Origin of the sequence: Tellurirhabdus rosea (assembly GCF_026278345.1) — a bacterium.
Taxonomy (GTDB): domain Bacteria; phylum Bacteroidota; class Bacteroidia; order Cytophagales; family Spirosomataceae; genus Tellurirhabdus; species Tellurirhabdus rosea.
In genome coordinates, this window is record NZ_CP111085.1 from 1,759,391 (window position 1) to 1,778,702 (window position 19,312).

General features: G+C 58.6%; 14 protein-coding genes, 1 tRNA gene and 1 pseudogene. 7 read left to right on the forward strand and 9 right to left on the reverse strand.

The features are described 5' to 3' along the window. Positions 1-5: 5 nt before the first annotated feature. Complete coding sequence (locus tag ORG26_RS07370; RefSeq protein WP_266368084.1) at positions 6-1,319, reverse strand: type IX secretion system plug protein; 1,314 nt, start codon at positions 1,317-1,319, stop codon at positions 6-8. Positions 1,320-1,421: 102 nt separating this feature from the next. Between ORG26_RS07370 and ORG26_RS07375 the strand changes: the two genes are divergently transcribed. After that, the gene (locus ORG26_RS07375) at positions 1,422-2,351 is read left to right on the forward strand and encodes a bestrophin family protein (RefSeq protein WP_266368087.1); all 930 of its coding nucleotides are present in this window, start codon (positions 1,422-1,424) and stop codon (positions 2,349-2,351) included. Positions 2,352-2,511: 160 nt separating this feature from the next. Then, positions 2,512-3,342: a DUF3667 domain-containing protein gene (locus ORG26_RS07380; protein WP_266368089.1), complete on the forward strand. Its 831-nt coding sequence runs from the start codon at positions 2,512-2,514 to the stop codon at positions 3,340-3,342. A 59-nt stretch (positions 3,343-3,401) separates the two neighbouring features. On the opposite strand, the gene ORG26_RS07385 is transcribed toward ORG26_RS07380, so the two are convergent. Continuing rightward, on the reverse strand, positions 3,402-5,339 hold the full coding sequence (locus ORG26_RS07385; RefSeq protein ID WP_266368091.1) for an ABC-F family ATP-binding cassette domain-containing protein: 1,938 nt from the start codon (positions 5,337-5,339) through the stop codon (positions 3,402-3,404). Positions 5,340-5,464: 125 nt separating this feature from the next. Between ORG26_RS07385 and ORG26_RS07390 the strand changes: the two genes are divergently transcribed. Further along, a tRNA-Thr gene (locus ORG26_RS07390) sits at positions 5,465-5,537 on the forward strand. A 69-nt stretch (positions 5,538-5,606) separates the two neighbouring features. Then, positions 5,607-5,842 (forward strand): annotated as a pseudogene (locus ORG26_RS23570) (DUF4926 domain-containing protein). A gap of 9 nt (positions 5,843-5,851) precedes the next feature. Here ORG26_RS23570 and ORG26_RS07400 read toward each other — a convergent pair. The 5 genes from ORG26_RS07400 to ORG26_RS07420 form a co-directional block, all read right to left on the reverse strand. Next, the gene (locus ORG26_RS07400) at positions 5,852-7,027 is read right to left on the reverse strand and encodes a sensor histidine kinase (RefSeq protein ID WP_266368093.1); all 1,176 of its coding nucleotides are present in this window, start codon (positions 7,025-7,027) and stop codon (positions 5,852-5,854) included. Positions 7,028-7,033: 6 nt separating this feature from the next. Next, positions 7,034-7,840, reverse strand: a complete 807-nt coding sequence (locus ORG26_RS07405; RefSeq protein WP_266368095.1) for an alpha/beta fold hydrolase — start codon at positions 7,838-7,840, stop codon at positions 7,034-7,036. A gap of 24 nt (positions 7,841-7,864) precedes the next feature. Then, positions 7,865-8,269: a response regulator gene (locus ORG26_RS07410; RefSeq protein WP_266368097.1), complete on the reverse strand. Its 405-nt coding sequence runs from the start codon at positions 8,267-8,269 to the stop codon at positions 7,865-7,867. Positions 8,270-8,574: 305 nt separating this feature from the next. Further along, positions 8,575-9,636 carry a sensor histidine kinase gene (locus ORG26_RS07415; protein WP_266368099.1) on the reverse strand — a complete coding sequence of 354 codons (1,062 nt, stop codon included), beginning with the start codon at positions 9,634-9,636 and terminating at the stop codon, positions 8,575-8,577. A gap of 199 nt (positions 9,637-9,835) precedes the next feature. Beyond that, a complete protein-coding gene (locus ORG26_RS07420) occupies positions 9,836-12,733 on the reverse strand; it encodes a M16 family metallopeptidase (RefSeq protein ID WP_266368101.1) in 2,898 nt (965 codons plus the stop codon). A 134-nt stretch (positions 12,734-12,867) separates the two neighbouring features. On the opposite strand from ORG26_RS07420, the gene ORG26_RS07425 reads away from it, so the two are divergent. Continuing rightward, a complete protein-coding gene (locus tag ORG26_RS07425; protein ID WP_266368102.1) occupies positions 12,868-14,088 on the forward strand; it encodes a PQQ-dependent sugar dehydrogenase in 1,221 nt (406 codons plus the stop codon). Positions 14,089-14,094: 6 nt separating this feature from the next. Here the strand turns inward: ORG26_RS07425 and ORG26_RS07430 are convergent, their stop codons facing one another. Then, positions 14,095-15,027 carry a D-2-hydroxyacid dehydrogenase gene (locus tag ORG26_RS07430; RefSeq protein ID WP_266368104.1) on the reverse strand — a complete coding sequence of 311 codons (933 nt, stop codon included), beginning with the start codon at positions 15,025-15,027 and terminating at the stop codon, positions 14,095-14,097. 63 nt (positions 15,028-15,090) lie between these two features. After that, positions 15,091-17,334 (reverse strand): T9SS type A sorting domain-containing protein, encoded by a 2,244-nt coding sequence (locus tag ORG26_RS07435; RefSeq protein WP_266368105.1) that lies wholly within the window; start codon positions 17,332-17,334, stop codon positions 15,091-15,093. Positions 17,335-17,484: 150 nt separating this feature from the next. Here ORG26_RS07435 and ORG26_RS07440 point away from each other — a divergent pair, with 150 nt between their 5' ends. Together ORG26_RS07440 and ORG26_RS07445 are read left to right on the forward strand one after the other, a co-directional pair. Further along, a complete protein-coding gene (locus ORG26_RS07440; protein WP_266368107.1) occupies positions 17,485-18,798 on the forward strand; it encodes a UDP-N-acetylmuramoyl-tripeptide--D-alanyl-D-alanine ligase in 1,314 nt (437 codons plus the stop codon). 129 nt (positions 18,799-18,927) lie between these two features. Then, the gene (locus ORG26_RS07445; protein WP_266368109.1) at positions 18,928-19,275 is read left to right on the forward strand and encodes a tRNA-binding protein; all 348 of its coding nucleotides are present in this window, start codon (positions 18,928-18,930) and stop codon (positions 19,273-19,275) included. Positions 19,276-19,312 lie beyond the last annotated feature (37 nt).

The following is a 19,312-nucleotide window of genomic DNA, read 5'->3' on the forward strand; positions in this document are numbered from 1 at the left end:
GCGCTTTACTTCCGCTTGTTGACGCCCACTTTTCGGTAGCCCACCAGCTGGTCGGCGCGGGACGCGGGCGGGCGGTGGTAGACAAAAATCTCGTAGTCGTTTTCGGTAGCCGAATAATTGCCTTCCACCAGCGCCTCGTTGCCGTCGATGCTCATGCCCGAGCGGGCGACGGGCGGGGCAATGCCTTTTACGGAATACGTGTAGTTATAAACGCCCTGCTTCAGCGGAATCTGGGCCACATAGCCGCCCCGTTCGGGCGAATAGGTCATGCGGTTGCGGTCGTTGAGCTTCCAGAGGTTGAATGCCCCGTTGACGTACACCTCCGCGCCGGGCAGTTCCTGGCTGCGCAGCGTAAAGACCGTCGTAATGTAGTCGGCCTGCGTGGACCCGTTATGCGTTTCCAGCTGGTCGATGACGTACTGTCCGTTGAAATCATCCGTCAGCACATAGGCGCCGGTGCTCCGGGGCGCATCGGGCAGGACGTAGGCCAGCGTACGCTCCTGGCGGCGGTCCAGCCGGTCGATGAAGCTGGCGGGCGAAATCACCGTCCGGATGTCGAAAAAGCGGTATTCGTTGCCGCCGGGGAAGGTGTTTTTGAGGTCGAAAAGCCGGTATTCGAGCAGGTTGTCGAATGCCCGGACATTGGTCGGCCGCAGTCCCGTCACCACCCGGTCGTCGCGGTAATTCTGCCGGATCACCACCTTCAGCTCGTCCTGCGGCGCGATGAGCGGATAACCCCGGTAACTAAGGTCGAAATCCACCTGCTGGTCGGTAAAACGCTTCTGCGGTCCGGACGAAAACTGCACGTTCGGGCTGATGCCGACTTTGGTCTGGTACGTGCTGAACCGGCGCGTAAACAGCACCTGCGCCGGATTACGCTCGTTGTAGACCACCAGCAGGTAATTGCCCGGCAGCTTCACTTTCGGCACCGGAAAGCGGTAGTGGTAGTACGGCACTTTGGTCCCGTTGGACAGCTGGTAATCCTGAATCGGGTAGTCGTTGTATTCGAAGGTAAATTCAATGTCGTTCAGCACCGAGCGCTGCCAGTCGGCGTTGCAGTGGAGCAGTTTGGCGCGGTAGGGCCGGTAGTCGGCCGTCAGATCGTCGAAGGACAGTTGCAGGGAAACGTTTTCGGCCAGATTGATGACGGGCGGGTTCAGCGACAGGGCCGGGTCGGCGGGATCATTGCCCAGCAGCGGTACCAGCAGCACAGTGCGGATATTGGGTTCGTAGATGGCATCGACGGTGGGAATCTCCTGGGCAGACAGCGACTGTCCGGCCAGCAACAGGAGCCCGAGCAGGCAAACGATTACTTTCATTGGCAGGTTATTTCGAAATAAGCAGACCCGGTCTTAAAACGAATTATGTCCCGGATTTGTGTAAAATGATTAACATTGGCAGTCCTTTTTGCCCCTTTCTTCATGATCAAACACGACACCAAGGAGTGGCTCAGCCATATTTTCAACCTGCGGCGGTCGGACACGCTCCGGACGCTGCTGCCGGTCATGCTGGGCCTGGGTGCCTATGCGGCGCTGGTCGTTTACCTGATTCGGGAGGTTTTTCAGCTTCCGGACGATTCGCCGCTGCGCAACGTTTCGCTGATTCACACGTTGCTCGGATTTGTCATTTCGCTGCTGCTGGTGTTCCGGACCAACACCGCCTACGACCGCTGGTGGGAAGGCCGCAAGCTCTGGGGCTCGTTGGTCAACAACAGCCGCAACCTGGCGCTGAAACTGAATGGGCTGCTGGCCCCGGATCAGGCCGAGGACCGGGAATTTTTTGCGGCCATGATCGCCAATTTCGCTTTTGCCCTCAAAAACCACCTCCGAAACCACTCGGGCAGCTCTACGTTTCAGGAGTCGGCGCTGTTCAAGGCGGCGGACCTGCGGCCGGACCACCACCTTCCGGGCCAGATTTCGGCCGCTCTTTTCGGACGGGTCAGCGAGTTACAGCGCCGGGGCGTCCTGCTGCCCGAGCATACGCTTCTGCTGAAGGATGAGTTACAGAGTTTTATGGACATCTGCGGAGCCTGCGAGCGCATCCACAACACGCCGATTCCGTTTTCCTACAGTTCGTTTATCAAGAAATTCATTTTCACCTATTGCGTAACGCTGCCGCTCGGCTACGCTTTCAGCCTGGAGTACCACGTCGTGACGCTGGCCGTTTTTGTTTTTTACGTGCTGGGAAGCCTCGAAATCATTGCGGAGGAGATCGAAGACCCGTTTGGCACCGACGCCAACGACCTGCCAACCGAAACCATCTGCCGAAACATCAGCCGGTCCGTCGGACAACTGCTTCTGTCTGCCGAAGCGGGGCTACCGGCGCCTTCGTCCGCCAAACTGAATAAATAATGGAATAACCGGTTTTTGCTTTGGCGGAGTTTCCGTAATTTTTGGAGCCTTAACCCGTTCAAAGCCACGAACTCACAGCCGTTGCCGACGGGTGTATCGCTGCCTTGCTCACCGGCAAATTGCACCGATACGTATTTATTCATTCTTAACCCTACTTTTCATGGTCCAGTCCGTCGCTACCAAAACCTGCTCCAACTGTGGCACGCCGGTCGAATCATCGTTTGCGCATTGCCCGCGCTGTGCCCAGAGTACGCACCTGCACCGGTTCACGCTCGGCCACCTCGCGCACGATGTCTTTCATGCCGTGACCCATGCCGACAAAAGCATTCTTAAACTGGCCCGCGACCTGGCCATCCGCCCCGGCGTGGTGGCTTATGAGTACATCATCCAGGGAAAGCGCAAGAAGTACTTCAACCCGTTTACGTTTCTGCTGCTGGTGCTGGGTTTTACGCTGCTGATGTATTCGACCTTTCACCCCATTACCAAAACGCTCTCTATGAAACCCAGCCAGGAGCAGTCGCGGATGCTGGACATGCCGGAAAAGCGCCAGGCTTACGAGGCGGCCATGCAGCGCAACAAGGAAGTGCTGGCGTTCTCCGAAAGGCAGGCCAAGTTGGTCACCGTCACGGCCATCCCGATTCTGGCGTTCGTGTTCTGGTTATGCTTCCGCAAGCGCGGCCTCAATTATGCCGAGCACCTGGTGTTCAATGTGTTGCTGATGAGCATTATTTCGCTGCTCGGTTCCCTGGCGATCCCCATTTTCGAGGTTCTGAACATTTCCATGCTGTCGACCCCGTCCATGATTCTGCTTTACGGGAGTATGATCGGGTATCCGGCGCTGGGGTATTATCAGTTCTTCCGGTTTTACAAACCCATTTCCATCGCCGGGGCCGTTGGCGTCTCCCTTCTGGCGGTCTTTGTCTATAACCTGACGACCATGCTGGCGACGATTGGCTACATGGCGTGGGGGGCGGTTCAGTTGCTGAAATAAATCCATCCAACCCCCAAAACAAATGCCATTTCTCACAGAAATGGCATTTGTTTTGGGGGTCAGGCGAGCCGTTTTTCGAGTTCCTCGGCTTCCATCATCATGTCTTCCCACTGCTCCTGCAACTCCGCGAGCTGCGTCGTCACGCGGTGGTACTCGTCGTTTTTGGCCTGCGTGAGTTTATCGTCGCCGTAAGTGGCCGGGTCGGCGAGTTCGTCTTCCAGCTTTTTCTTGCGGGCTTCCAGCTGCTCGATTTTATTTTCGGTCTCCTCGGCCTGCTGGGTCGCCTTCTTCAGAGCCCGCTGCCATTCCCGGCGCTCGTCTTCGCTGGCGGGAGCTTTGGGCTTTTCGACGACCTTCTTCGCCCCGTTGTCGGAAGCCTGACCATTGCCGCCGGCGGTCTTCCGCTCTTCCATCCACCATTCGTATTCGTCGTAGGTGCCGGGGTATTCCTTGATCTGTTCGTCCTCGATGTACCAGATTTTGTTGGCAATCTGCGAGACAAAATACCGGTCGTGCGAAACGACGATGTAAGTGCCTTCGTACTGCTCCAGGGCCTGGATGAGAATGTTCACCGACTGCATGTCCAGGTGGTTGGTCGGTTCGTCAAGCAGCAGGAAGTTCGCCTGCGAGAGCAGCACTTTGGCCAGGGCCACGCGGGATTTTTCGCCCCCGGACAGCACCTTGATTTTCTTGAACACCTCGTCGCCCGAGAACAGGAAGCAGCCCAGAACGCCGCGCAGTTCGCCCTCGGTCTTGGTCGGATTGGCCTGTTTAAGTTCTTCGAGGAGCGTATCGTCCACGTTCAGCGATTCGAGCTGGTGCTGGGCGTAGAAGCTGAACAGCACGTTGTGGCCCAGCCGCCGTTCGCCCTGGTTGACCGGCTCGGTCCCGGCGATGATGCGCAGCAGCGTGGACTTACCGCGGCCGTTGGCCCCGATGAGCGCCACCTTGTCGCCGCGTTCGAGGCGGGCTTCGGCCCCGGTCAGAATGCGTTTTTCGCCGTAGGCTTTGCTGATATGGTCCAGGTGCAGGATGTGGCGGCCCGGCTGGGTCGAGAAGTTGAACCGGAAGTTTACGCGGGCGTTTTCGTCGATCACCGCGTCAACCAGTTCCATCTTGTCGAGCATTTTTGCCCGGCTCTGGGCCTGTTTGGCCTTGGAGGCTTTGGCCTTAAAGCGCTCGATAAACCGCTCTGCCTGCCGGATTTTGGCCTGCTGGTTTTCGTAAGCGCCCTGCTGAATTTCGTTACGGAGTGCTTTTTCCTCGATATAAAACGAGTAATTGCCGGGGTAGTAGTTCAGCTTCGCGCCGGAAACCTCCACGGTCGTGTCGATCACGTTGTCGAGGAACTCCCGGTCGTGCGAGACCACGATCACGGCTCCTTCGTAAGTCTGGATGTATTTTTCCACCCACTGGATCGACGGCAGGTCAAGGTGGTTGGTCGGTTCGTCAAGCATCAGCAGCGACGGTTTCTGCAAAAGCAGTTTGGCCAGCATGACGCGCATCCGCCAGCCGCCGGAGAACTGGCGCAGGGGTTTCTGGAGGTCGTCGGTCGAGAAGCCGAGGCCCTCCAGGATTTCTTCGGCCCGGGACTGGATGCTGTAGCCGTCGAGGGCTTCGAATTCCATCTGCACCCTGCCGAGCTTGTCCACCAGTTCGTCGCGGTAGTTCACCTCCATTTCGTGCAGCAGCTCGTCAATCTGTCTTTGCAGCACATTTTGCCGCTCGAAAGCCTGCATGGCTACCGAAAGGATGGAATCGTCGGTCTGGTACGAAAGCAGGTCCTGGTTGAGGAAGCCCAGCGTGACGTCGCCGGCCATCGAGATATTGCCGCCATCGGGCTGGTATTCACCCACAATAAGCCGGAGCAGGGTGGATTTACCCGTACCGTTGAGGCCAATGAGGCCCATTTTCTGACCGGGTTTGATGTGCAGCGAGGCGTTCTCGTACAGGGCGCGGCTGCCGAGGTAGTACGACAGGTTATTAATGGAAATCATGCCGCAAATTTACAAAATTCGCGTTGTTGACTTGCATTATATTTTTTTAACCCGCTATATTTGCACCCGGAAAACGGTTCTGAGCGTTGAACGGTCAACGTTTAAAGCTCAACGATTTTCCAAGTGCCTCCTTAGCTCAGCTGGTAGAGCGACGCATTCGTAATGCGTAGGTCGCAGGTTCGAATCCCGTAGGAGGCTCATTTTTAGAATTAGGGTTAATCAGTTTTGAAGCTGGTTAACCCTTTTTGTTTTTGAATTTTTACCGTCATGATTGAAGAACTGGACTTAGTGGCCCTGCTGACCGACCTCCCCGCTCGTAGTTTGCACCGGGGCGATGTAGGGACGGTCGTAACATCTACCAGAGCGGTGCCAGCTATGAAGTCAAATTTGTAAACGCCAAAGGGGATACGCTGGCGGTAGAAACTCTAACCGCTGCGCAAGTGCAGAAGGTGGATTTAGGCCAGGTTATTTTACACATCAATGAATTGCCCACTGCCGCGTGAGGCTACCCCCTACTCCACCGGCAGCCAGACGGTGATTCGGGTGCCCCGGCCCAGCTCCGATTCGGCGGCGATCTGCCCGTTGTGGCGTTCGACGATCTTCCGGGCCAGCGCGAGGCCCAGCCCTAGACCCGGCGTCTGGGTGTGCAGTTTTTTCAGAATGGCGAAAATCTCCTCCCGGCGGTGGTTGTCGAAGCCGATGCCGTTATCGCTGATCACAATCCGGGCGTAATCCACGTAATGGTACTTGTCGGGCGTGAAACGGAACTGGTTGCGCCCCACCACGGTCCCTTCCACCACCACTTCCGCCGCCTGCTCAGGCTTGCGAAACTTGACGGCGTTGTCGAGCAGGTGACGAAACAGAATCGTCAGTTCCTCCGGGTTGCCCACGATCTGGGGCAGCGGCCCAAGCTGAATCTGTACCTCCCCGGTCCGGAATTGAGTCGCCAGCTTCTCCACGATTTCGCCCAGGTTGACCGGCTTTTTCCCGACAACGGCGTTGGCCAGGGTGAAGTACGACTGCAGGTCCAGCACAAGCTGCCGAAGCCGCTGGCTGGCATTGCGCACCCCGCCGACGGCCATTATCCCGGTCGACGACAGGGCTCCGTCCGGCTCTTCGAGGAGCAGACCGGCAAAGACGTGCAGTTTGCGCAGGGGTTCCTGCAAATCGTGGGCGATGACTTTTCCAAACTCTTCCAGCTCCTCATTCCGCTGCCGCAGTACGCTCATTTGCTGGTCCAGTTCCAGCTGGTGCCGCCGGAGTTCGTCCTGAAGGCGCAGAAGTTCGTCGTTCCGGAGCAGGGCATCCTCAGCCGCCCGTTTGGCCGACAGCAACTCCTGTTCGTATTCCCGCCGCTGGTAGACCGGGATAAATGACAGCGAAATCAGCGCCTCACCGCCCTGCTCCCGGCGACCGGCATTCAGCAGGACCGGAACGGTGCTGCGCCGCCTGGTCAGCAGATTCAGGTAAAGCTCGTTGGCGAACGTTCCGAGCGTAAAAAGCGGGTAAATGTGGGTTTGAAAATAAAGGCGGCTGGCAAGCGTCAGCAGTTCATCGATGCGCCGCCCGGTCAGTTCGCCCGGCCCGTACCCCAGCAGGTCTTCCGTAAACGGATTCGCCCACTTTATTTCACTGTGCGTATCAATCACAATCACCCCGCAGGGCAACGATTCCGCGACCTCGTCCATGACCCGCTAACTGGAGTGCTGCAGAAACGAACGAATCGCGTCGATGGTCTCGGTCGGCGCACTCAGGTGGGGGCAGTGCCCGGAGGTCGGCAGCAGGTGCAGTCGGCTCCCCGGCGTATTCTGGGCGATGTACTGCCCTACCTCGACCGGCGCAATGATGTCTTCCGCGGTCTGGATGATGAGCGAAGGCAGGGGCATCCGGGGCAGGTCTTTCCGGTTATCTCCATAAAACGTGACGCGGGCAAACTGCTGGGCCACCGCCAGGTCCGTGCGGCAGAAACTACGGGTCAGTTCTTCGCCCAGTTCCGGACGGTCCGGATTGCCCATAATGGCCGGTCCCAGCGAGGTGGCCCAGCCGAAAAAGTTACTTTCCATCGTAAGCAGCAGTTCTTCGATATCCTCCCGCTCGAAACCACCGAAATACTCGCCGTCGTTGAGGTAGCGCGGCGACGGTCCCACCATCACCAGCCGTTCAAACCGGGCGGGCTGCTGGATGCAGGCCAGCAAACCAATCATGCTGCTCACGGAATGCCCGACCAGAATGACCCGCTGGAGGTCCAAACCCTCGCAGATGTCCAGCACGTCCTGGGCGTAGCCGTGCAGGCTGGCGTAACGCTCCCGGTTGTAGGCATCCAGCGTCGCCCGGCCGTGGCCGATGTAATCAAAGCGAATGACTTTATAATCTTCTTCAAAGGCGGGGGCTACGTAACGCCACATCCCCTGATCACAGCCGAAGCCGTGGGCAAAAAGCATCGGCTGCGTGCCTTTGCCGGAAACGTTGATGTTGTAACGATGGGTTAAGGTCTGGTTCATACGAAAGGTCGGCTGGCAAATCGGTCAGGCCAGCCACTGATGGGTTAACCGGGCAACAAGTTGTATGAGGTCATGGAAACTTTCGGGCTTGGTATGGTAATCGTTGGCACCCAGGGTGGCCGACCGGCTGCGGTCGGCGGGACTGGACGAGGTCGTCATCATCACCACCGGCAGATGGTTGTAGCCTTCGCTCGCCCGAATCCACCGCAGCGCTTCCATGCCTCCCATGCGCCGCATGTTCAGGTCGAGCAGGATCAGGCCGGGCTGGGCCGGAGTCGCTTCCAGCTGCGGCAGCAGGTCCTCGCCGTCGAACAGGGTCCGCAGGAGTACGTGAGGCGCCGCCGTTTCGAAAGCCGCCCGGATCAGCAGCACGTCCTCCTCATCGTCATCCACGATCCAGACGCAGGGTGGTGATTCCTTTCTTACCATCAACAATACGGGCCCCGTACACGGAGGCTGGTTAAACGTTTTGGTTCAGTTCATCCAATCAACACATCCGGCAGATTCCTGAGAAGTCTGCTCCGGAAACGTATTCCCGGCAGATTCGGCGAGATCAGGTTAAACTTACACAAACTTTTCCACAGCCATTGTGTCCGGAACAGAATCTTATTGAAATGTTGGACCGCCGGAGTGCGGCCGCCGGAGAGCTTTTTGCGGGGTCAAAAGAGGGTGTCAGAAGCAGGGCCGGACAAAGAGGGCCCGGCGGGCCAATCGGTCAAAACCTTACCGGAGAGTTAGCTGAAACTGGGAAAGCCGCTCACCGCCAGTTGGGGCTTCAGTAGCGGCAGCAGCACCGTAAAATGCTGGTCTTCTTCCTGAATGACGATTTCTGATTTGTTCAGCATCTGGTACTTGGCCGCGATATTGGCCAGCCCGACTCCGTTGCTGCCGGTCTTGGAGCTTTTGCGCTGAATGTTGTTCCGGACGCGCAGCTGTTCGCCGTTTACCGTATCAATTTCGATCAGCAGGGGCTGGGTCGTCTGCACCACATTGTGCTTCACCGCGTTTTCGACCAGCAGCTGCAGCGTCAGGGGCGGAATCAGCAGGGGCATATACCGGTCGTCCACCGTGATTCGGACCCGGATTCCCTCCCCGTGCCGGGTTTGCAGCAGGTGGGCGTAGGATTCGATGAACCGGATTTCGGTCTCCAGCTGGACCATTTCCTCATCGTTGGCCCGCAGGAGGTAGCGGTACATCGACGATAGTTCATCCACAAATTCCACGGCCTTGTCGGGCGATTCTTCAATCAGGGCCGACAGCGAGTTCAGGGAATTGAACAGAAAGTGCGGGTTCACCTGATTTTTGAGCGAGACAAAACGGGTTTGCCACTGCATCCGCGAAAGCTGTTCCTTTTCGCGGTTGGCCTGCCGCCACTCCCGGAGCACGTACCAGCCTTCGTAAACGATGAAATAAATGGCGTGGTAGAAAAGCTGGATGCCCAGCGAGGTGACGTAATCGACCAGCCCAAGCCAGAACATGTCCCGCGAACCGAGCAGAATATGCAGCCCGTACCGGGAAAAAACGGCCGCATTGACAAAAACGGGCGTCATTACCAGCCAGATAATCAGCCGCAGTCGGGTGCGCTCCAGCCCCGGATACCGTTCCTGCACCCGGAGCGTCAGCCAGCGGTTGACGTTCCAGAACAGATAGCCCGCCGACAGCCCGACCAGCACCGAATGCGTGATTGCCTCCGGCGACGCCTCCAGCCAGAACGAAAGCCGAAAAAACAGGTTTCCGAACAAAAACAGATAAAGGGGTCCGAGCCAGCGAAGGCGGGAGTCATTCACGTTTGTCATGTCAAAACACCTTCCGGAAACCCTGAAGGTCAAAGCTGGGTAAGTACTGGATGTCGTCAGGAATTAAATTTAGCAAATAGTTTAAAGAAATAGTCTAAAAACCGGACAGACCAACCGGTTATGTCCCTGTACCCACAAAAAAGCTCCTTCAACTGCACCAGAGTCCAGTTGAAGGAGCATAGACCGTTGGGGGCCGAAATCAGTTTTTGGCACCGCCCGCCCGGCCCGGCTGGCTGCCGGTTTCGGCCGTCGGGGTTTCGCCCACCGGGTTGCCGTCCTTATCCAGCTTCACCACTTCGTAGCCCAGCCGTTTCAGGCCCGGCTCCACGAGTCTGGCGTTACCGACGACCGTAATCACCATGTTGTTGATCGGGAGCCGCTTTTTCGCCACGGCGTCGATCTCCGCCTTCGTGATGGCCTTCAGGATGGCAGTCTGCTGCTCGACGAAGTTCTTCGGCAGGTCGTACTCGATGATCTGGCCGAGGAAGTAAGCCTTTTGCAGCGGCGTTTCGTACCGCAGGGCGTCGCGCTGGCCGATGGAGCTCTTGATGAACGCCAGTTCGTCGGGCGTGATGCCTTTCTGGGCGTAGGTCGTGATCTCCTTCATAAACTCAAACACCGAGCTGTCTGTCGCCGCCGCTTTCACGCCCGCCGATGCCGTGTAGGCACCCGGATACTTCGTGCTGGAGAAGCCCGAACGGGCTCCATAGGTCCAGCCCTTGTCTTCGCGCAGGTTCATGTTGATACGGCTGTTGAACGCGCCGCCGAGGATGTAGTTGGCCAGCCCCGTGCGGTAGTACTCACCCGTGGCGTCGAAGGGCATGTCGGTCAGGTAACCGATCCGGATTTCGGACTGGGGCGCATTGTCTTTGTTGATCAGGAAAACGCGCGTCTTGTCCACCGGCTTGGGCGTCGGCAGGGTCGGCAGCGTGACCGGCTTGGCCGCCCACTGGCTCAGGAACGCCAGTTTGGGCATCACGGCCGCCTGTTCCAGATCGCCCACGACCACCAGATTCGTGACCGACGGCGAGAGGTATTTGCCGTAAAACGCCTTCACGTCGTCCAGGGAGATGCTCTGAACTGTCTTCGTGGTTCCGCTGACGGGCACGGCCTTGATGTGGTCGCTGCCGTACAGCAGTTTGTTGTACGCCTTGTTGGCAATCACCACCGGCTGCGTGCTCTGGTTTTCGATGCCTTCGAGCTGCTGTTTTTTCAGCCGGTCGAAATCGGCCTGGGCGAAGCGCGGACGGAACAGTTTTTCCTCCACCAGCTTCAGCGTAGCGTCCAGATTTTTCACCAGCGATTCCACCGACACCTGAATGTCTTCCGACGTGGCGTTGATGCTGATGCTGCTGCCGAGCTTTTCGAGTTCGTTGTTGATCTGCTCCGTCGTAAAGTTCTGCGTGGCCTCGTTCATGAGGGAGGCCGTCAGTTGCGCGATACCGGCTTTGGACGGGTCGTTCGCCGACAGCAGGTGGCCGCCTTTGATGCTCATCAACAGCGTCACGGTCGGCACCTCGTTGTTGCGGGCCCCGATCACCTTGATGCCGTTTGCCATTTTATCGGTCCAGAACGGCGGCAGTTTCACGGCCGGGTTCGGGCCGGGAGCGGGTTTCTTGCTCCGGTCGAAACTGTCCTTCGGCTTTTTGTAGGCCAGGCCCTTGTACCCGTAATCCGGAGCCTTGTAGCCCGTCGTCGCAATGGTGTAGTTGTCCGGTTTGGCGACGATGTCCTTTTTGCCTTTGGGATAAACCGTCAGGATCACCGCGTTTTTGCCTTTGACGTACTGGTTGTACACGCGCATGATGTCGGCCTTGGTCACGTTCATGCTGCGGCGGTACTCTTCCGGAAGCTGGTTCGGATTACCGGTAAAGGTCTGGTGCGCCGCCAGCTGCGATACTTTGCCCGACACGCTCGACAGGCTGCCGATGGCGTCGGCTTCGCGGCCGGCCTTAAACTGCGCCAGGTCATCGTCCGTGACGCCGCGGGCTTCGAATTCGGCCAGCGTCGTGCGCAGGATGGCTTCGGTACTGTCGAGGCTCTTGCCGGGGAAGGGCAGAATGGTAAAGCCGAACTGTCCGGCCAGTTCCGAGGTCGGATGCGAGGCGTTCGCCTGCACGGCCAGTTCGGTTTTCACGAAATTCTTGTACAGCAGCGAGTTCTTGCCGCGTCCAAGAATGGCCGCCAGCGCGTCGAGGGCCGCCTCGTCCGGGTGGTACTGCGGAACGGTCGGGAACACCATCTGCAGCATCGGGAAGCGAATATTATCTTCGTAGGAGATGTAGCGGTTCTTGTCCAGCACCGGCGACGGCACCACGGTTTTGGTCACCTCCGGACCGCGCGGAATGTTGCCGAAGTACTTTTCGACCAGCGACACCACCTGCTTCGGCGTCACGTCGCCGCCGACGGTCACGACCGCGTTGTTGGGGCCGTACCAGCGCAGGAAGAAGTTTTTCAGGTCGTTAACGTCCACCCGGTTGAGGTCTTCGATGTAGCCGATGGTCAGCCACGAATACGGGTGTCCGTAGGGGTAAAGGTTTTTAGAAATGTATTCGCTCGCCAGTCCGTACGGCCGGTTGTCGTAGTTCTGGCCGCGTTCGTTCTTGACGGTCGCGCGCTGGATTTCGAATTTCTTCTGGGTAACGGCGTCCAGCAGGAAGCCCATGCGGTCGGCTTCGAGCCAGAGGGCGCGCTCCAGCTGGTTGCTCGGCAGCGTTTCGAAGTAGTTCGTCCGGTCGCGGTTGGTCGTCCCATTGAGCGTTCCGCCCGATTCGGTCACGATCTTGAAGTGCTCATCGTCCGCCACGTGGTCCGAGCCCTGAAACATCATGTGCTCGAAGAAGTGCGCAAAGCCCGATTTGCCGATTTCCTCCCGCGCCGAGCCGACGTGGTAGGTCACGTCCACGTGCACGACGGGGTCCGAGTGGTCCTCGTGAACGATCAGCGTCAGCCCGTTCGGCAGCACGTACTTTTCGTAGGGAATTACCAGTTCGGTCCCTTTTCGGGTCACTTTTTCAACCAGCCGGGTCTGAGCGAAGGCAGTCCCGACAGTCAGCCAGCCCAGCATTAAGGGAAGGGCGAGGTAGCGTTTTTTCATGGATGAAGGCTATGTAAAGAAGCTTTAAAGATACCCATTTATCCCGTCCCTTCATTAAATGTCCCAACAATTATCTGCTTTGGGCGGTTGCAGTAGCAGATTATAGCAACATTCCACACTCAACGAATTCTTTCATGAAAAACTGGTACAAAGGCGCACTGTATGCGGTAGCGGGGGCGGCGCTGATTTTTGGTTGTGATAAAGCAAAAGACGTTTTCAACGAAATGATTCCGGAAACGGACGACGAACCGACCACGGCCCAGATTCAGGGCTACGTGTTCCGTCCGGCTCTCGTTCCGGCCACGGACGCCAACATCCAGCAGTTAAAAGCACCCGCCGGCTTCCGGGTCACCAAGTTTGCCGACAATCTGGGTAAACCCCGCATGCTGGTCACGACGCCCAGCGGATTCATCTACGTAACCGACCGGGAGGCGGGCACCGTGACGCTGCTGCGCGATTCGAACAACGACGGCACCGCCGATGCCAAACAGGTGGTGGCAAACATCAAACAGGCGCACGGGCTGGCCGTCCGCGAAAATCAGCTTTACATCGTGGCGGTGAAGGAGCTGTACCGCGCCTCCATCAACGGCGACGGCACGCTGGGCCAGCCGCAGCAGCTCATCGGCGACCTGCCCGATGCGGGCCAGCACCCCAACCGAACGATTGCTTTTGGCCCCGACGGCATGCTGTACATCACCGTGGGCAGCACCTGTAACTCCTGCCCCGAGCCCAATCCCGAACACGCCACCATCCTGCGGGCCAATGCCGACGGCTCCAACCGGAAAATCTTTGCGAAGGGACTGCGCAACACCATCGGCTTTGGCTGGCACCCGCAGACGGGCGAGCTTTTCGGCCTCGACCACGGCATCGACTGGCTGGGCGACAACGAGCAGAAAGAAGAAGTCAACAAAATTGTGCAGGGCGCCGATTTCGGCTGGCCGTACATCTACGGAGAAGGCAAATACAACCCATCGGACCGGCCGAAGGGGGACACTACCTACCAGCAGTACCGTCAGAAAACTACCCTGCCCCTGCTGACCTACCAGGCGCACAGCGCCCCGCTCGGCATGGTATTCTACAGCGGCAGTCTGTTTCCGGCCGAGTACCGCAACGACGCGTTCGTCACCATGCGCGGCTCCTGGAACCGCAGCGTTCCGTCCGGCTACAAGATCGTCCGGCTGCATTTTGAAAACGGCCAGCCCGTGCGCTTCGACGATTTCGTGACGGGCTTTCTGATCGATAACAACCGTTCGCAGTTTGGCCGACCGGTAGGCATTACGACCCATCCGGACGGTTCGCTCCTGTTTTCGGACGACAACAACGGGGTGGTGTACCGGGTTTCTTACCAGCAATAACCCGGTTTAATAGCCCTGCGCCAGTTCAACCCGGTTCAGCGGTGGTTCGCCCTGCTGCAACCGGGTTAAATTCTGCAGGAACAATTCCACCTTCCCGCTCTCTTCCCCCGCCTGTCCGCCGCCCGTATGCTGGGTCAGGATGACGTTCGGCAGGGTCCAGAGCGGGCTATCAGCGGGCAGGGGCTCGGTGGCCGTCACGTCCAGTACGGCTCCGCCAAGGTGGCCGTTCTGCAGGGCCTCAATCAGGGCCGGTTCATCCACCGTACTGCCCCGGCCGACGTTGGCAAAGACGCTGCCGGGCTGCATGGCGGCGATCAGTTCGGCGGTGAAAAAGCCCTGTGCCGAACCGGGCAGGGTGCTGATGACCACGTCTGTTTGCGGCAGTACGGCTTTCAACTCCTCCACCGAATGGAGTTCGGCCTCCGGATTCGTGCGGGCCAGCGTTTGGATGGGGCATTCAAAGGCCGTGAGCAGCTGCCGGGTCACCTGCCCGATGGTACCGGCACCGAGGATAACGACTTTTTTGCCCCGCATCAGCTGCATGGACGGCCGCAGGGCCGCGCCTACCCACCGGCTCTGGGTTTGCAGAACGGCCAGCTCGTTCAGTTTCCGGTACAGCGCCAGTACCCCGCCGACGATTGTTTCGGCGCAGGGCCAGGCAAAAAAATCGCCCATGTTGGTCACCGGGCACAAAACCGTCACGCCGCGGTAAGCGTCGAAACCGGCCGAATCCAGCTGCCACCATTTCAGGTTCGGCAATTCGGCATCGAACCAGGCGGCGGGTGGATTTCCCAAGATAAAATCCGCCCGGTTTAGCGCCGACCGCTGCTCGTCTTCGGAAACATCGGCCCGAAAAACAAGCTCAAAATCAGCCGGAAGACCGTTTTTCAGGAGTTGCCGACTGGCCTCCTGCAAAGGGGTAAAAACAAAAAGAAGCATATGGGAGAGAGTGGCGGACCAAACATAAAATACGGCCCCAAGAAACAACCCTTTCCCGGAAAATCAACGAACCAGCATAATTTTCTGCCGCCGTACCGGCCCCTTTTCACTCCGCAGCTGCACGATGTACAGCCCGGCCGCCCACCCGCCGAAGTCCAGCGTCGTTTCGATGGCCTGCCGCACGGGAAGGCCCGCCGTCATGGTTTTGCCCGTTGCAGACAGTACCGTCAGAACCCCATCCTGTGGGGGCACAATGCGTACGTAGCGGTCGGTCGGGTTCGGAAAGGCCCAGATGCCCGCCGGTGTGGGTTCGTTTCCGGTCACCACCGATTTTTCGGAGGTATTCTGCAAAAAACGCAGTCCGCCCGCCGTGGTTCCGGCCAGTACGTCGGGCAGGCCGTCGCCGGTCAGGTCGGCCGTCGCCAGAAAGAGGCCGCCGGAGACGCCTTCGTTCGCGGTCTGCGTGAGGCTGTTGGTCACCAGCGTCGAGTCGAGCAACTGGGCGGCGGCATCGGGCTGCTGGGGCAGGCGGTAGAGTTTCAGCGTCCCGTTGTTGTCGCCGACGAGCAGTTCCCGCACGGCATCCCCGTTGAAATCGACCAGCGCCAGCGAGGCCCCCTGCGGCGCGGCCGGAGCCGGGATACGTCCGTAACTATCCGTCACCAGCTGAAACTGCGGCGTGCTGCTGCCCGTGTTGCGGAAGTAGCGGAAGCCCCCGGCAGACACCCCGGCCAGCAGGTCGGTCCGGCCGTCGCCGTCCACATCCACCCAGTTGAGCACCGAGGAAAGTCCGACGCGGTCGGGCAGGGTGATGGTCCGGACGTTGCTCAGGTCGAAGCGGGGAGCCGCCCCGCGCGCCGCCGCATTGGGCAGGTAGCGAATATCGATGCCGCGGTTGACGTTGGTTCCCGAAAAAACGAGGTCCGGCGATCCGTTGCCGTCCATATCCGCCATCGCCGCCTGCAACAGCCGGACCTGAAACGTTCCGGACAGGTTCAGGTAATCGTCGGTGCGCCACTGAAACACGGGCTGGGCCGCCGTGCCGGTGTTTTCGTACTGCGTCAGACTCGCCCGGACGCCGAGGTTGCCCCGGATACCCGCGTTGCCGATGAGCAGGTCGAGGTCGCCGTCGCCGTCGAGGTCGGCCAGCAGCGGAGCGGCATCTTCGCCCACGTCGATCATGCCGTCCTGCAGGAAGTTTTTCTGGACATACTGAAAATCCGGCCGTTCGTCGGTCCCGGCATTGCGGTAAAACCAGTTCGAATTGCGGAAATCGATCAGGTCGGCGTCGTTGGTGTACACGTTGGGCGAAGCCACCAGATCGCGCTGGCCGTCGAAATCGAGGTCTTCCAGATAAACGGCCGGAAATACGTCGAAATCAATCGGGTTGTTGTCGGGAAAATTGGGGCTGAAGCTGGTGAAGACCGAGGCCGCGCCGTTGCCGCCCGTATTGTTGAGCCGGGCGATGTTGCGGCAGGAAACGTGACCAAACAGGACGTCCTTCTTTTTGTCGCCGTTCACGTCCAGCAGCAGAATCGAATTACCGGCATGCATGGGTCGGGCGTTGGGGTCGGTAATCCGGCCGGAAGTGAGGCCGCAGTCGATGCCAAACACAAAATCGTTGCAGTATTCTTTCTGAAAACCGCCCCAGCAGAAGCCCTGTTTTTTGAACTCCAGCGCATCGGCCCCTTTCCCGCGTTCCTTCGCCATATTCTGCCAGAACTCCACGGCGTTGCCGGTAATGTCGAAGGTGATGATGTCGATGTCGCCGTCGTCGTCGGCATCCGTGATGCCGGGCACGTCGGTCGAGACGATGTACAGGTTGATGCGGCTGGAAAGTCCTTCGCCGTAGACCGGGTCGGCCACCGACTGCCACGCCAGTCGCCCGTTGGCGGCCGTATTTTTAAAGATGCGCAGTCCCGAGGGAGTGTGGGTGAAGAGGTCCTTGCGGCCGTCGCGGTCGTAATCCACCAGCAGCATCCAGTACAGAATGTCGGCCGGAAACTGGCTTTCGTACTCGGGAGCGTGCTTCCAGCGGTAGGTCGTTCCCTGCGGCTCGGCCACGAAAGCCGTAATCCGGTTGGTCTGCCGGTCGAACACGACAAGGTCTTCCACGGCATCCGGGTTCAGGTGAATGCGGGAATACTGCGCGCCGTTGAGTCCGCCCGCCCAGGGGTTGACCAGCGTGCGGTTTTCGACCCGCACCTCCGGCCCCGCAGACTGCCGGAACGCAAAGTTTCCGGCGGGCGGCTGGGCCGTTGCGGCAGAAAGTATCAGCAGGCAGAAAAAAGTAAAAAGGTTTTTCATGTATTTTTGACGGCCTCTGTGGTCCTCTGTGCTTACCTCCGTGTTCTCTGTGGTAAAAAATCAACCACAGAGTTGCACGGAGGTAAGCACAGAGAGCCACAGAGATGTAACGAACTGTACGACTTTATCGATTTACGCTCAACCCAGAAAATGAGCCTTTCTATTCAGGAAATTTACGAACGCTTCCGCGAATGCCCGAGCGTTTCGACCGATACCCGTAAAATTACTCCGGAGTGCCTGTTCGTCGCCCTCAAAGGCGATAAATTCGACGGAAACAAGTTTGCCCGACAGGCGCTGGAACAAGGCGCCCGATACGCCCTGGTCGACGATCCGGAGGTGGCTACCGACGACCGGTTTCTGCTCGTCGACGACGGCCTGACGGCTTTGCAGGAACTGGCCCGCCACCACCGGCAGACCCTGACCATTCCGGTCATCGGCCTGACGGGTTCCAACGGCAAGACCACCACCAAAGAGCTGCTGGCGGCGGTGCTGTCGCGGAAATACCGGACCTACGCCACCTTCGGCAACCTCAACAACCACATCGGCGTGCCGCTGACGCTGCTCGCCATCCGCAACGACGGACCGGAGGCTCCCTACGAAATCGCCGTTGTCGAAATGGGCGCCAATCACCAGGGCGAAATCCGGCTGCTATCGTCCATCGCCCAGCCGACGCACGGACTGATCACGAACGTCGGGAAGGCGCATCTGGAAGGGTTTGGCGGCGAAGCGGGCGTCCGGAAGGGCAAGGGCGAACTCTACGACTGGCTGGCGCACCAGCACGGCACGGTGTTCGTGCACGGCACAAATGTCACCCTGCAGGAAATGCATCTGGAACGGCAGTTTCACGAAGTGATTCATTACCTGGGGCCGAACGCGTTTTTCCACGCCACGCTCGTGCAGGAAGCGCCGGTGATCGTCTACCGCGACGAAGCCGGGCAGGAGGTCAACACCAACCTGACGGGGCACTACAACTTTGACAACATCGCGGCGGCGCTCTGCGTCGGGAAGTATTTCGGCGTTCCGGCCGAGGAGGCCAACGCGGCCATTGCGGCCTACAACCCCACCAACAACCGCTCGCAAATCATTCAGAAGGGCACAAACACCATTCTGATGGATGCCTACAACGCTAACCCGAGTTCGATGGCGGCGGCGATCGAAAACTTCACCAAGCTGGCCGCCAGGCGGAAGGTCGTGATTCTGGGCGATATGTACGAACTGGGCGACGAGAGCCCGGTCGAACACGCGGCGCTGGGCGAACGGGTGGCGCAGGGCGGTTTCGACACGGTCATTCTGGCCGGGAAAGACATGCAGTACGCGCTCGCCGCTCTGCCAAAAGCTTATTATTTCCCGGACAAATTTTCGCTGCACAACTGGATCATGGACAACCCGTTCACCGACGCGCACATTCTCATCAAAGGCTCGCGGGGCATGGGGCTGGAAACGGTCGTGCAGTTTATCAACTGAACTCGAATTTACAGTGATTTACCTGATTAACTTTGATTGGTTTCAGTTACGGCGTCTCCAACCGGACGCCGCAACTGAAACCAATCATCGCCTTTCTTCATTTGTTGTGTTCGTCGCTGCTGGAAAATCATGGAAACTCCTGCCTCCCCTATCACCTGGGATGACTTTGCCAAACTAGAGATCCGCGTCGGGACCGTTATCCGCGCCGAGGTGTTCAAGGAAGCCAGAAAACCCGCTTACAAAATCACCATCGATTTTGGCGAATACGGCATCCGGAAGACCTCCGCGCAGGTCACAAAACTGTACTCCCCCGACGACCTGATCGGGAAACAGGTTACGGCGGTCGTCAACTTCCCCCCCAGGCAGATTGCCAATTTCTACAGCGAATGCCTGCTGCTGGGTTCTATTGGAGAGGAAAACGAAATAACGTTGCTGACGACCGAACGCCCCGTCAAAAACGGCTTACGAGTAGGATAATGGTCCCGTATTGTTTATTTCCCGACAAGTTTACATC

What these genes read in the sequence shown, in the direction of transcription:
- ORG26_RS07435 (WP_266368105.1), bottom strand. Translation starts at nt 17,334, where the DNA reads ATGAAAAACCTTTTTACTTTTTTCTGCCTGCTGATACTTTCTGCCGCA.
- ORG26_RS07375 (WP_266368087.1), top strand. Translation starts at nt 1,422, where the DNA reads ATGATCAAACACGACACCAAGGAGTGGCTCAGCCATATTTTCAACCTG.
- ORG26_RS07370 (WP_266368084.1), bottom strand. Translation starts at nt 1,319, where the DNA reads ATGAAAGTAATCGTTTGCCTGCTCGGGCTCCTGTTGCTGGCCGGACAG.
- ORG26_RS07405 (WP_266368095.1), bottom strand. Translation starts at nt 7,840, where the DNA reads ATGAACCAGACCTTAACCCATCGTTACAACATCAACGTTTCCGGCAAA.
- ORG26_RS07415 (WP_266368099.1), bottom strand. Translation starts at nt 9,636, where the DNA reads ATGACAAACGTGAATGACTCCCGCCTTCGCTGGCTCGGACCCCTTTAT.
- ORG26_RS07385 (WP_266368091.1), bottom strand. Translation starts at nt 5,339, where the DNA reads ATGATTTCCATTAATAACCTGTCGTACTACCTCGGCAGCCGCGCCCTG.
- ORG26_RS07400 (WP_266368093.1), bottom strand. Translation starts at nt 7,027, where the DNA reads ATGGACGAGGTCGCGGAATCGTTGCCCTGCGGGGTGATTGTGATTGAT.
- ORG26_RS07440 (WP_266368107.1), top strand. Translation starts at nt 17,485, where the DNA reads ATGAGCCTTTCTATTCAGGAAATTTACGAACGCTTCCGCGAATGCCCG.
- ORG26_RS07410 (WP_266368097.1), bottom strand. Translation starts at nt 8,269, where the DNA reads ATGGTAAGAAAGGAATCACCACCCTGCGTCTGGATCGTGGATGACGAT.
- ORG26_RS07430 (WP_266368104.1), bottom strand. Translation starts at nt 15,027, where the DNA reads ATGCTTCTTTTTGTTTTTACCCCTTTGCAGGAGGCCAGTCGGCAACTC.
- ORG26_RS07425 (WP_266368102.1), top strand. Translation starts at nt 12,868, where the DNA reads ATGAAAAACTGGTACAAAGGCGCACTGTATGCGGTAGCGGGGGCGGCG.
- ORG26_RS07420 (WP_266368101.1), bottom strand. Translation starts at nt 12,733, where the DNA reads ATGAAAAAACGCTACCTCGCCCTTCCCTTAATGCTGGGCTGGCTGACT.
- ORG26_RS07445 (WP_266368109.1), top strand. Translation starts at nt 18,928, where the DNA reads ATGGAAACTCCTGCCTCCCCTATCACCTGGGATGACTTTGCCAAACTA.
- ORG26_RS07380 (WP_266368089.1), top strand. Translation starts at nt 2,512, where the DNA reads ATGGTCCAGTCCGTCGCTACCAAAACCTGCTCCAACTGTGGCACGCCG.